12 protein-coding genes are annotated in these 13402 nt (G+C 53.7%); 5 read left to right on the forward strand and 7 right to left on the reverse strand.

Translation table 11 applies throughout. From position 1 onward, the window contains the following. Positions 1–376 precede the first annotated feature (376 nt). The 5 genes from IP581_RS00285 to IP581_RS00305 are packed head-to-tail and all read left to right on the forward strand — an operon-like array spanning position 377 to position 6324. Positions 377–913 (forward strand): fimbrial protein, encoded by a 537-nt coding sequence (locus tag IP581_RS00285; RefSeq protein ID WP_097401907.1) that lies wholly within the window; start codon positions 377–379, stop codon positions 911–913. A 21-nt stretch (positions 914–934) separates the two neighbouring features. After that, a complete protein-coding gene (locus IP581_RS00290) occupies positions 935–1666 on the forward strand; it encodes a fimbrial biogenesis chaperone (protein WP_193821505.1) in 732 nt (243 codons plus the stop codon). A gap of 47 nt (positions 1667–1713) precedes the next feature. Continuing rightward, on the forward strand, positions 1714–4251 hold the full coding sequence (locus IP581_RS00295; protein ID WP_193821506.1) for a fimbria/pilus outer membrane usher protein: 2538 nt from the start codon (positions 1714–1716) through the stop codon (positions 4249–4251). Positions 4252–4267: 16 nt separating this feature from the next. Then, on the forward strand, positions 4268–5584 hold the full coding sequence (locus tag IP581_RS00300) for a fimbrial protein (protein WP_193821507.1): 1317 nt from the start codon (positions 4268–4270) through the stop codon (positions 5582–5584). Continuing rightward, the gene (locus IP581_RS00305; protein ID WP_193821508.1) at positions 5581–6324 is read left to right on the forward strand and encodes a fimbrial biogenesis chaperone; all 744 of its coding nucleotides are present in this window, start codon (positions 5581–5583) and stop codon (positions 6322–6324) included. The genes IP581_RS00300 and IP581_RS00305 overlap by 4 nt, the downstream gene beginning before the upstream one ends. Before the next feature lie 31 nt (positions 6325–6355). Here the strand turns inward: IP581_RS00305 and rhaM are convergent, their stop codons facing one another. From rhaM to rhaD, 7 genes are all read right to left on the reverse strand, one after another. Continuing rightward, a complete protein-coding gene (gene rhaM, locus IP581_RS00310) occupies positions 6356–6670 on the reverse strand; it encodes an L-rhamnose mutarotase (protein WP_193821509.1) in 315 nt (104 codons plus the stop codon). Beyond that, on the reverse strand, positions 6667–7815 hold the full coding sequence (gene fucO, locus IP581_RS00315; protein WP_193821510.1) for a lactaldehyde reductase: 1149 nt from the start codon (positions 7813–7815) through the stop codon (positions 6667–6669). The genes rhaM and fucO overlap by 4 nt, the downstream gene beginning before the upstream one ends. A 62-nt stretch (positions 7816–7877) precedes the next feature. After that, complete coding sequence (locus tag IP581_RS00320; RefSeq protein ID WP_193821511.1) at positions 7878–8882, reverse strand: ABC transporter permease; 1005 nt, start codon at positions 8880–8882, stop codon at positions 7878–7880. Continuing rightward, positions 8879–9883 carry an ABC transporter permease gene (locus tag IP581_RS00325; protein WP_193821512.1) on the reverse strand — a complete coding sequence of 335 codons (1005 nt, stop codon included), beginning with the start codon at positions 9881–9883 and terminating at the stop codon, positions 8879–8881. Before IP581_RS00325 ends, IP581_RS00320 begins: the two co-directional genes overlap by 4 nt. After that, entirely contained in the window at positions 9883–11394 is a 1512-nt protein-coding gene (locus IP581_RS00330; protein WP_193821513.1) for a sugar ABC transporter ATP-binding protein, read from the reverse strand. Before IP581_RS00330 ends, IP581_RS00325 begins: the two co-directional genes overlap by 1 nt. A 49-nt stretch (positions 11395–11443) precedes the next feature. Then, positions 11444–12430, reverse strand: coding sequence for a rhamnose ABC transporter substrate-binding protein (gene rhaS / locus IP581_RS00335; RefSeq protein ID WP_193821514.1), 987 nt, complete (start codon positions 12428–12430; stop codon positions 11444–11446). A gap of 82 nt (positions 12431–12512) precedes the next feature. Then, positions 12513–13343 carry a rhamnulose-1-phosphate aldolase gene (rhaD, locus tag IP581_RS00340; RefSeq protein WP_193821515.1) on the reverse strand — a complete coding sequence of 277 codons (831 nt, stop codon included), beginning with the start codon at positions 13341–13343 and terminating at the stop codon, positions 12513–12515. Positions 13344–13402 lie beyond the last annotated feature (59 nt).

The raw sequence follows: 13402 nt of genomic DNA on the forward strand, positions 1-13402 counted from the left end.
AGATAACAGAGAAGGGAGCAATATAATTGCCCCCTTTATCTCTTTTAATCTTTTTAAGATTCTTCATTTTATTTTTCTTTGTGAATATTCTGATTAAACACTTATTTTAATGAATTAAATCATCGATTTACTTAAATCCATATTAAACTATCTTGCTGTTTTGATTAGGGTTTTAATTTGTTTTTTATAGTTCTTACGAATAGTTGTTTGAGTGTCATTTATTATTTTGATGTTATAGATTAGTTCCATTAAACGCCCTCTCTTAATACCTTTACATCAATATTAAGCCAGTGTAATTTACTCGCGATATTAAATTGATTGAATATATATCAATCAAGTGTTTTGGGGTTGTTAATATTAATAGTGAGGCGAGTTTATGAATAAGTTGGTAAATGTTTTTGCAGCGACGGCTATTTTGTCGTTGAGCAGTTCTGCTTTTGCAGCGACATCAAATAACACCGTGCGTTTTATGGGTGAAGTTAGCGAACAGACCTGTGATATTAATATTAATGGTAGTAGTACATCGCCGATTGTACTTTTACCTACCGTCAGTGACAGTCAATTAGCGACTTCCGGTTCAACAACAGGTGAGACGCCGTTCACTGTGACGCTTTCTGGCTGTGGCGGTGCGCAAGCATCCAATGCCGGTATTGTTTTTGTTGCCAACGATATTGATGGTACGAATTTGAAAAATACCGCGAGCACTTCACCGGCAACAAACGTTGCGATTCAGCTGATGGAAGGTTCAAATGCGCTGGACTTTACGGGAAATAAAGCCCAAACCACGACACAATCTGTCGGCGGGGCCAACACTACCGTAACCTATGATCTGGCTGCACGTTATTACGCAACCGGGCAGGCAACACCTGGCGCTGTTGAAGCACAAGCGCAATTTGCTGTGACTTATCAATAATCTTTCTTAAAGCGCTGCATTATGCAGCGCTTCTATGCGGCTTATATCAGTATGTCGAAATATATATCACTGACAGCATTATTATTTTTTATAGTCGGAAATGTTTGCGCCAGTGTGACGATGGTCGGGACGCGAATTATTTATCCTGCTGACATAAAAGAGAAGGGATTAGCTTTTACTAATACGGGCAATGAACCTGTTTTAGTGCAAGTTTGGGCGGATAAAAATAACCCACAGTCAACACCGGAAACGGCTGATGCGCCATTTCTTTTGATGCCGTCGATTTTCCGTATTAATCCAGCTACTGAGCACACATTACGGCTGAAATTTACCGGGGCGCAACTTCCTCAGGATCGGGAATCTCTTTTTTGGTTGAACTTTCTGCAATATCCGGCAAAGAAAACGTCTGAACGTGGGCAGAACAGTTTAACCATGCTGATAAAAAGCCGACTGAAGATTTTTTACCGCCCCGACGGTATTACAGGAGATGCTAACCATTCTCTGGACAATGTAAAAGTGACATTACATGGCCAAACTGTTGAAGTGAATAACACAAGCGCTTATCACATTTCTGTAATTAGCGCATTCACTGAAGAACGGGAAAAGAAGCATCCAATAAAAATCAAAGGAATGATTGCGCCACGCTCCATTACGCAGTGGACTCTCCCGACGCGTGGCGGGGATAAATTAACGATTAATGCAATAAATGATTATGGTGGAGTATTTAGCAAGTCGTATTCTTTAGTTAAATAAATCTTCCGCTCGGAAATATAAAACATTATTCAACTCGGATGGTACTGATGCATCTGCGCTCCTCATGCTTTCGTATTCTCATAGGGTTTATTTCTGTTGTATCGTTGACAGCATCAGCGAAAGATAATGAATTTTATTTTGACGCTTCTTTATTAAAGGGGAGTGGATTATCTAATGAAGATCTCCTGCGTTTAAATAATGATGAATTAATTACGCCAGGCCGACATTCTCTCGATATTTATCTTAATGGGCAATTTACTACTCACCGCGAGATTGAATTTTCCCGGCGCGGTAAAAAAATCGAACCGTGTCTGCCCCATGATTTATTAACAACGTTGGGTTTTAACGCATTGTCTGATGACTCTGCGCAAACATGTTATTGGCCAGACGATAAGGTATTGAACGGTATCACACGTAAAGATGACATGGCGCAATTGCGAATGGATTTCACCGCGCCGCAGGCGTTATTGAAATCGGTTCCCCGTGGCAGCGTAAGCGAAGCCAGTCTCAGCGCCGGGGAGAGCATGTTATTTCTCAACTATATGGCTAACCAATACCATGTTAAGTCGCGGCAGGGTAATACGGGCGGCATGGATTCAACCTGGTTGAGTTTCAATGGCGGTATTAATTTGGGATTATGGCGTTATCGCCAGCAATCCACTTTAAATTACAGCAGAGATAACGGCAGCCGCTGGAGCACCAGCCGCCGCTATATCCAGCGTGCGATTTACCCGTTACGCAGTGAAATCTTGATTGGCGAAGGTTACACCAACGGGCAATTCTTCTCCGGCATGAGTTTTCGTGGTTTCCAGATCTCATCGGATACGCGAATGTTGCCCAGCTCCCAGCGAGGTTATGCGCCCGTCGTGCGTGGGATTGCTAAAACCAACGCCAAAGTGACCATCCTGCAAGGCAAAACCACACTATACGAAACCACGGTTGCCCCCGGCCCGTTCACCATAAATGATCTCTATCCCACTAACTTTGCCGGGGATTTAACCGTTGTTGTCAGCGAGGCGGACGGCAGTGAAAACACCTTTAGCGTGCCGTTCTCCGCGCTGGCTGAATCCATGCGTCCGGGTACTTCTGATTACGTTTTCACTGTGGGGCGAGCGCGCGACGTTGGCGATAACAATGTCTTTAGCGAAGCGGTCTGGCGGCAAGGGCTGACGAACTCCCTCACTCTCAACCTCGGAAATCAGCTCGCCGCGGGTTATATGAGCTATTCATTGGGCGCGGTTTATAGCAGCGTGGCCGGGGCATTTGGCCTGAACAGTATGTTCTCGCGCGCGAATATGGGCAGCGACGGTAACAAGAGCGGTTGGACGCTGCGCGCGAACTACAGCAAATTTATTCCACGCACCGGCACCTCATTTACGCTGGCGGGTTATCGCTATTCAACGGAAGGGTATTCTGAACTTTACGACGCATTAGGCTCGCGCGAAGCACGTCATCACGGGCAAAAATGGCAATCGCTGAGCTGGAAGCAACGCAGCCGCATCGAGATTTCCGCCGGTCAGCACATTGGCGTGCTGGGTGATATCACCCTCTCTGCGTCGTCCCAGGATTACCGTGACGGTAAAAAACGCGACAAACAGTTACAGTTCAACTGGAGTAAAACCTTCAACCATGGCATTTCGCTGAATCTGGGCGTGGCGAGGACGTACAACGTCGTGCCTGGCATGAACAGTACGCCATGGCAAAACAGCGGTAACGAACATACGATTTTTCTGCGTGATCGCATACAAACCATGTGGTCGCTCTCTGTTTCCGTGCCGCTTGGCAGTACGCGCTATGCCCCGATTTTGTCGGCCAGCGCGAACCGATCAAACGGCAGCAATAGCCGCGATGGCGGCTACCAGTCGACGCTGAGCGGGGTGTATGGCGAGCAGAACCCGCTGAACTACAACCTGAATTACTCGACCGACAGCAAAGGTGAACAATCCGTTTGGGGCGGCGGGCTCCAGCGCAGTTTCCCGTATGCCAATGCTGGCCTCTCATGGTCCTCATCGAAAAATTACTGGCAAGCGTCTGGTTCGCTTCAGGGCGCCCTGGTGGCGCATAAAGGTGGCGTAACGCTCGGTCACTGGGTGGGCGACAGCTTTGTGTTGGTTGATGCACCCGGTGCCAGAGGTGCGGAAGTGATTGGTGGACAAGGGGCGCGCATTGACGCCTTTGGCTATGCGATTGCGCCGTCGCTGGGGGCTTATCAGTTCAACAACATCGGTCTGGATCCCCGCAATATGAGCGAAGATGTTGAACTGCAAACGTCACTTCAGCGCGTTGCCCCGTATGCGGGCGCGACGGTGCGGGTTCGTTTTAACACGCTAAGCGGCCAGGCCATGCTGATCACCGCGCAACCGCAGAACAATACGCCCATCCCGATGGGTTCCGCCGTCTATGACAGCTACGGCAATTACGTCGGCATGGTCGGCCAGGCCAACCAAATTTACCTGCGTTCGAGTGACGACAAAGGAACGTTGCGCGTTCAGTGGGGAAACAACGCTCAGGACATCTGCCATATCTCATGGCGTATTACGCCGCCGCGCAAACCTCTGCTTCTGATGAGCTTGCCTTGTCGTTAATCGACGGAGTTTTTGTATGTCACTTATACGCATTATTTTGCTGAATATCCTTTTATTAACCAGCCTGTCTGCGAGCGCGCTATGTAAAAAAGGCCCCGATTTCGTTCGCACGGAAGAAGATTCTCTGGGCCTTAGCCTGGCGATGGGAACCATCAACGTTTCCAGCCTCGAAATCCAACCGATAGGTTCCCCGCTGGGTTCGAATATCGTGACCTTCTCGCAGAACCCGCGTTACAAAAGCCCGGATAGCGTGCTGTGGGTCTGCGATATCGCCGATAAAAACAATATCTTTGAAATCATCGCCACCAATGGCGACGATCGTTACAGCGGTTTTTATGAATTGGGTAAAGCGGATGGTTATCCCGACTACTACGGCACGCTGTTTGAGCATGTTGCGCTACGGTTGACGCACATGAATTCGGGCACGGTGTTTACGCGTCAATATCAGCGTATCCCGATGAAGAACTACCAGGTGTCGCCGGATGGCAGCCAAATCTATATTCGTGTCAAAGATTTCAGCCCTATTCGCGCGGATCTGATTCGGGTAAGCGGGAAAACCTCTGCGGGTTCCCCTTCTAACTATTGCGCTCGCTCGTCAGAATTAACTGCAGGTTCGTATAGCTGCAACCAGCCCAACGGTTATGTCTCTTTCTGCTCACCCGGCAGCCCGGACGCCTATTGTGATTCTGGCGATTCTGCTTACACCTTTAATGGCTGGTATTTAGATAACTGGATGGCCATCAATATGGGCATTTCTACGGGTTACCCCGCCAACCTGGTATCGATACCCACCTGTGTCGCGAAAAGCGTCACACCGATGGTCTTTTTCCCCACCATTTCCATTAACGATCTGAACAATGGTCAAACCGCTCAAAGTAGCTTTAACGTGCATATCCTCTGTGAAGGGCAGTCGACAAGCGGTGAAACACAAGGGATGACGGCAATGGGGCTTCAGGTGCCCTATGAAAGTTACCTGACGGCGCAGCAACTCAACCTGGTGAATGCGTCCGGTGGCGTAAGTTATCTGCTTTCCGAAAAATATGGGCAACCGGGTTATGCCAGCGGAGTCGGTATTCAGATAGCCAATAGCAATGACGGTGTACTGCGTAATTTTATTGGCTGGTTTCGCTGCCAGGCCGCAACCTGTAGACCGGGCGGCAGCGGCGGCTGGTACGCCGTGCGTGATGGTGCAACGCAGATCACCAATAACGGCTCCGCAGCGATTAACGAATATGTGGTGAATTTCAATGCTTATCTGACCCGTATCGCGGGCGAAACGGTGACGGCTGGCAAGGTTGATGCCAGTGCCGAAGTGCTGGTGAAAGTCCAATGAGACAACGGCTTGCCTTAGCGCTGCTCACCGCTTTGTTGGTGGCTACCTTTTCCACCCGCGCCGGGCTTATCGCCGCCTCGACGCGGGTGATTTTTAACGAAGGCCAGACCCAGCAAAGCCTGATGCTGGTAAACGCCAACAACTGGCCGGTGATGGTGCAAACCTGGGTCGATAACGGCGAAGCGGATGTCGATGCGCCAGCCCGCGTTAAAGCGCCGTTTGTGGCGGTTCCCACGCTGTTTTCACTCGAACCCAAAGGGATGAAGGGGTTGCGGCTGTTGTATAACCAGCAAACGCTGCCAAAGGATCGGGAGTCGGTCTTTTGGCTCAATCTGTACGAAATGCCGCCAAAATCAACCACCTCCGCGCCAGACGCGCGCAGCGTGATCCTGACGATGAATACGCAAATGAAAATCTTCTGGCGACCAAAAGGGCTTGGCGCGCCGGTGGATATAGCGAAAAAAATCCGCTTCAGTGTGGTCAACAGCGGCAAAAACATGGAGATCGTCTGCCATAACGCCTCGCCGTGGCATCTCTCCTTTGGCGGATTATCGTTACGCTATGGCGAAAAAAACTACGCTGTGGAGCAGCAGCCGGACATGATGGTGGCGCCCTACGGCGAGAAGCGATACACCGTGGCCGCAAACGATCTTCAGCCCACGGTTTTACCGCTGCGTATCCAGGCCAAACTGATTGATGATAACGGCCTGGTTGCCGAACAGACATTTCCCGTTCGTTAATCCCCCCTCCTTTGCGAAGGGGGGCAACCGCTTACTCCAGGTAGAACACTTCTTTTAGCTCCGCGCTTACCGGGCTGTTGTCCGGGTTGGCCGGCATCACATCACGCATATGTTTCCACCAGCGCTGGCACACCTCGGTCTTCGCGACGGCGTTCCAGCGTACTTCCGATTCAATCTCAACGGTGGCGAACAGCAGATTGCGCTGTTTATCAAGAAAAATGGCGTAATGGTGTGCGCCACCCGCTTTCAGCGCCGCTTCCAGCTCCGGCCAGATGGGGTTGTGGCGGCGTTCATACTCTTCGTGCGCATCGGGATTTACCTGCATCACAAAGGCTTTGCGGATCATAATGCCTCCAGATAAAGCTCGCGGACGTCGTCCCGGCTGGCGGTTCGCGGGTTGCACGGCGCGCACGGATCGGCGAGCGCTTTATCCAGCCAGCCTTCGATATCCGCTTTGGTAACGCCGAGTTTGCTGAAACCAGAAGGAATACCGACGCGCGCGCTCAGGGCGCGGATGGCATTGATGGCTTCCATGCTGGCGGTTTCATCGCTCATCCCGCGGGTATTCACGCCCATCGCCTGCGCCACGCGGGCAAAACGGGCAACGGCGTTCGGGCGGTTAAAGTTTTCGATAACTGGCAACAGGATGGCATTGCACACGCCATGCGGCAGATTATGCGTGGCGCCTGGCTGGTGCGCTAACGCGTGAACCAGGCCCAAACCGGCGCTGTTAAAGGCCATCCCGGCAAGATACTGGCCGTATGCCATTTGCTCACGCGCTGCAAGGTTGTGGCCGTCATCAACCGCTTTTGGCAGCCACGCGGTAATTAAGCGAATGGCTTCCAGCGCATTGGCGTCGGTCAACGGGTGCGCGCCCACCGAGACATACGCTTCAACGGCGTGGGTAAGAGCGTCCATGCCGGTTGCGGCGGTAACCGACGCGGGGATTTCCAGCATCACGCTGGCGTCATCCACGGCGATGTCGGGAATAATGTTCGGGTCGATAATCACTTCTTTTACCCGGCGCGCGGAATCAATGATCACCGCGTTACTGGTCATCTCCGCCGCCGTACCGGCGGTGGTATTGATGGCGACCAGCGGTACGCCGGGGTTTTTCACTTTACCGACGCCGGAATAGGCGGTCGACGGGCCGGGGTTGGCGGTGAGGATTTTCACCCCTTTGGCGGTATCGATCGGGCTGCCGCCGCCGAAGGCGATAATGTAGTCGCAGGCGCTGTTTTGATACGCCGCATAGCCTTGTTGTACCAGCGCTTCCGTTGGGTTCGGGAACACCTCATCAAACAGGTGATACGCCATGTTATGCGCTTTCAGCGCGGCAAACAGGCTATCGAGCAGACCCAGTTTGACCAGTTGCCCGTCGGTGACAATCAGCGCTTTTCCCCACTGTTTGTTCGCCACCATAGTGACCATATCGCCGATAGCGCCCGCGCCGTGCAGGCTGATTTTGGGTAGTGCTAACATAAAGCTCATACATCACTCCTTTATCTTGTTTGATTTTTACCGGCGACGAAACGCCCTGTCGCCGGAGGGATTCATAAACGCCTGCGCTGCATCATGCGGCGGGTGATGATCGGCAGCGAAATCACCACAATCAGCATCGCGCCGACGATAATCGACATCACAATGCCCGGCACATTGAGCAGGCTCAGGCCAAAGGTCACCAGCCCCATCAGGAAGGCGGCGATAATCACGCCGACCATGCTGCCGGAACCGCCGAGAATATTGACGCCGCCGAGCACCGCCATCGTCACTACCGACAGCTCCCAGCCGAGCGCAATCGTCGGGCGTGTGCTGCCCAAACGCGACGTCAGCAGCACCGAGGCCAGGCCCGCCATCAGCCCCACCAGCGCGAAGAGGATCAGGTTGTGGCGTTTCACATTAATACCGGAATACCACGCGCCGGTCGGGTTATTGCCAATGGCGTACGTGCGGCGGCCAAAGTTGGTTTTGTGCAGCAGAAAAGCGAACAGCAGCGCCAGCACGATAAACAAAGCAAACTCAAACGACAGCGCGCCCCACACGTAACCCTGGCCAAACCACGCAAAGCTCGCAGGCCAGGTGTTAAGTGCCTGATCGCCCAGCAGAATATAGGTAATGCCGCGATACAGGCTCATGGTGCCGATGGTGATCACAATCGAAGAGAGGTTGAAGCGCGTTACCAGCATGCCGTTGAACAATCCGCACAGCAGCCCAACGCCCAAACCGACGCACACCAGCAGCGGCGTATCCATACCCGACTGGGCGCAAAAGCCCATCGCCGTGGAGCTGAGCGCGATGATGGCGGCGACAGAGAGGTCAATTTCGCGAGCAATAATCAGCATCGCCATCGGTAAGACGATGATCGCCTTTTCGGTGAAGTTGAATGTCGCGTCGGAAAGATTCCAGATATTGAGGAAATAGGGCGATGCGAGGGCGTTCACCACAAACACCGCCAGCGTCACCGCCAGTAAAAACCCTTCCCAGCACAACACGCGCTTAAAGAATGGTGCCGTAGCAGGGGGATTTTTCACGCCTTCGGAGGTCAATATTTTGCTCATGGTTTCACCGCCTGTTTTTGTCGCGCCAGCGCCGCGTCACGCAGGATCAGGCGGCCTTTGCGTTTGTTACCGCGCTCGTTGAGCAGCACCGCAATGACGATCACCGTGCCGGAAATCGCCATCTGCCAGAACGGTGAAATGCCAATTACCGGCAGCGCGTTATTGATAACGCCGAGGAACAGCGCGCCGAACAAACAGCCGAGCACACGCCCGGTGCCGCCCATGGTGCTGATGCCGCCAATCACACAGGCGGCAACCACTTGCAGTTCGAACCCGTTAGCCACGTCGACATAGGCCACGGCAAAACGTGAAATCCACAAGTAGCCGCAAAAACCCGCCAGTGCGCCAGAAAGGCAGAAGCTGACAAACTGCATTTTCCCGGCGTTGATACCGGTGTAATACGCCGCCGTGGCGTTGCCGCCTGCGGTATAGAGCGCTCGTCCGGTGCGGCTGTAACGCAGGAAGTAGCCCACCAGCAGCAGCACGGCGATGGCGCACCAGCTCAGTACCGGCAAACCAAGCAGTGAGGCGCGTGGCAGGCCGAGAAAATCTGCGCCCATCTGGTTCGAGTTCACCCAGCCGCCGCCGGAGAGCAAAAAGATAATCCCGCGATAAATACTCATGGTGCCAAGCGTGACGACAATCGCCGGGATACCCAGTTTCCACACCAGCAGACCATTGATGACGCCCATCACCAGCCCAAGCACCGTCGCCAACAGCAGCAACGACCAGACGGGTACATCCGGGTGATGGAAGTTGATCAGCGCGACAATCATGCCGGTCAGCGCCAGGTTGGCCGCCATCGACAAGTCGATGCCTTTGGTCAGCAGCACCATCATTTGCCCGAGAGCGAGAATGATCAGAATGGCGGTGTCGTTGAACATCTCCACCAGGTTGCCGGGGCTGATAAACGCCGGCACGCGGCTGCCGATAATCAGCACCAGCAGCACAATCACGCCGCCGAGCAGCGCTTCGCGATGTTTAAGCAGTTGTTGCCACATTATGCTGCCTCCTTCCCGGCACCGCTGGCGGCGCTGACGATGGTTTCCGCCGTCGCTTCACCGGCCTGGTACTCGGCGACCATCAGCCCTTCGTGCATAACGATCACCCGATCGGCCATGCCCATCACTTCCGGCAGTTCGGAAGAGACCATAATCACCGCCAGCCCCTGTGCCACCAGTTCAGACATAAACTGGTGTACGGCGGCTTTGGAGCCGATATCGATGCCTTTCGTTGGCTCATCAAGAATGATCACTTCCGGATGGGTGGCGAGCCATTTGCCGATCACCACTTTTTGCTGATTGCCGCCGGAGAGGGTTTCCACCGCCTGTTTCCAGCTAAAGGCTTTCACCTGCAAACGCCGGGCGTACTCATCCGCCAGTGCCCACTCTTTGGCCTCGTTAAGCACGCCGTTGCTATTGAGTTTGCTGAGCTGCGGCAGGCTGATGTTCTGGGCAATCGACAGTTCGATAATCGCGCCCTGCTTTTGCCGCTCTTCCGGCACACAGACAATCCCGGCGTTGATGGCATCCGCAGGCTGGCGGAAATGCACCGTTCGTCCGTTAAGGATGATGTCGCCCGAAGAAGGGCGCGACACGCCGGAAAGCGCCTGCATCAGTTCCGTACGACCGGCACCGACCAGGCCGTAAAAGCCGAGGATCTCGCCTTTGCGCAGCGAAAAGTTGATATGGGCAAATTCGGTGGGATGGCATAAATCGCGCACTTCCAGCACGGTTTCGCCTGGTTCGCACGCCACTTTCGGCCAGCTCTGGTTAATGGCTCGCCCGACCATCATCGCCACCATCCGCTCTTCGCTGATGTCATTGATGGCGCCGGAATCGACATACACCCCGTCGCGCAAAATAGTGTAGTGATCCGCAAGCTCAAAAATTTCATCAAACTTGTGCGAGATAAACAGGATCGCTTTGCCTTCCTGCTTCAGGCGCTCAACGATTTGGTAGAACTCCAGAATTTCATGCTGCGAGAGCGCGGCGGTCGGCTCGTCCAGAATCACCACCTGCGCGTCAAACGACAGCGCACGCGCGATCGCCACCATGTGGCGCTGGGCAATACTCAATGTTTTTAGCGTCGCGCGCGGGTCAATTTGCACCTCCAGTCGGGTGAGGATCGCCTGCGCTTGCTGGTGCATGGCGGGCCAGTCGAGTTTTTTCAGCAGCCCTTTATATAAATACTGCCCGACAAAGATGTTTTCGGTGACCGAGAGTTCGTCGAACAGTACCGTTTCCTGGTGAATGGCGGTGATCCCCACTTTATGCGCCGACTCGGGCGTAGGCAGTGAAATCGGGATCGCTTTATAGAGAATTTCGCCCTCTTCAGGCTGGTAAATACCGGTCATCACTTTGACCAGCGTGGATTTTCCCGCACCGTTTTCACCGATCAACGCGGTGACTTTGCCGGGCCAGAGATCGAGCTGCACGTTCTCAAGGGCGCGCACACCGGGAAAGACCTTGGTGATGCCCTTGAGCGACAGCAGAGGAGTGGATGCCGTCATGATAGTTCTCCAGTTTGTGCCCTCTCCCGTAAAAGAGGGCCGGAAGGGATCAGAAAATCTTCGAGAACTTATCAATGTTGCTGGCGTCGTAGACGAACGGTTCCGCCATTGCGCCGTTACCGTCGGCATCCAGTTTCACTTTGCCGAGTTTGCCCATGCTGGCTTCGTCTTTGGTTGCCGTACCTTTCACCAGATCATCCGCTAAATAGGTGGCGGCATAACCGAGGTCGATCGGGTTCCAGATGGCGAAACTTTTGCTCGCGCCGGACTTAATCGCGCCCGCCATTTCCGATGGCAGCCCTAAACCGGTGACATACACTTTGCCAATCTTGCCCTGGTCTTTTACCGCTTGCGCCGCCGCGACAATGCCGACCGACGATGGCGAAACAATCACTTTCAGGTCCGGATACGATTTCAGTAGGCCGACCGCTTCGCGGTAGCTTTTATCGGAGAGATCGTCGCCATAAGCGACAGTCACCAGGTTAATCGACGGGTACTTCGGCAGCACCTTTTTCATCTCCGCAATCCAGATGTTCTGGTTGGTGGAAGTCGGCGTGGCGCTAAGAATCGCCACATCGCCTTTTTCAACATGCAGCGCTTTTAGCGCATCGGCGGCCAGTTTGACGTTGGTTTCGCCAATCAGCGCGTTATTAGACGGATTGAGATGGATCTGGCGTCCGGCTTTCGCCACGCCGGAATCCCACGACACCACTTTAATGCCGCGCTGCATCGCTTTTTTCAGCACCGGTACCACCGCATCGGGATCGTTGGCCGAGATGGCGATCGCATCCACCCCCTGGGCGATCAAGCCGTTAAGCACTTCGATCTGCGCTTCGGCGGTGGTGGTGGTCGGGCCGGTGTAGATCACTTTGACATCGCCTAGCTCTTTGGCTGCCTCCTGTGCGCCGGTGTTTGCTGCTTCAAAAAAGCCATTACCTAAAGATTTCGCCACAAGGGCGATTTTTACTTCAGCTAAAGCGGAACCGGACAACGCCAGCATGGCAACGGTGAGGATTAAGCTTGCTTTTGTTTTCATTGCTTTTACTCCACGAGAGTTAGTGTTTGTAGGGCTTGCAGGTGAGGATTCGCCCCGTCTCAGTGAGCGGGGCGCGATGTTGTTATGGGTAGAGATCTAATGCGGATTGCAGCGGCGTCACGCCAAAGCGTTTACCCAGTGCAATCAACTCTTGCTTCGTGATGGTCTGTTTCATCCCGCCCATCGAGTAGATTTTTACCAGCACTTCGGCGGATTTCTCGGCGGTGTCGATCAGGCCAAAGGCTTCGTCGAGCGTCGGCCCGCTGCCGAACACACCGTGGAAGGGCCACAGCACCAGCGAATGTTTCTGCATATCTTTGGCGGTCGCCTGGCCGATTTCATCGGTGCCTGGCACCATCCACGGCAGAATGCCGACACCATCCGGGAACACCACCAGACATTCGGTGCTGCCTTCCCACAGCTTGCGGGTAATCAAATCAGAGGTATTTTCCAGCACGTAGGTCAGCGCAATCAGGTTGGTGGCGTGGCAGTGCATAATCACGCGGTCTTTTCCGCCGGTGGCTTTGATGCGTTCGCAGTGCGACAGGAAGTGCGCTGGTAGCTCTGACGTCGGAACCGCGTCATGCTCCAGCCCCCACAGAATGTGGTAGCCCGCGCCGTCGCTGTCGACTTTCACTACGCCTAAATTGGCGGCCGGATCGAGCTGCACGTTACGGAAAAATTTACCGGAGCCGGTGACGATAAACGGCGTATTGGCCAGCAGCGGCATTGGCTGGCTCAGGGCGATATAGCGCGGTTTCTGGTGAAAATCGGCGGCGAACGATGTGATATCGGCCTCATCCAGGCGCAGCGTCAGGTTGCCGCCGTTGCGTTCATCCCAGCCTTTCAGCCAGGCGTCCGAGGTGGCTTTGATCATCCCCTGGACGAACCAGGAATCGGTAATGGTCTGCATAGTCTTCTGTTTCCCGTTTATTGCCCGGTAGCGCTGCGCTTACCGGGTCTGATGAATGC

The sequence above is a fragment of the Kosakonia pseudosacchari genome (assembly GCF_015167415.1).
Classification (GTDB): Bacteria; Pseudomonadota; Gammaproteobacteria; order Enterobacterales; family Enterobacteriaceae; genus Kosakonia; species Kosakonia pseudosacchari.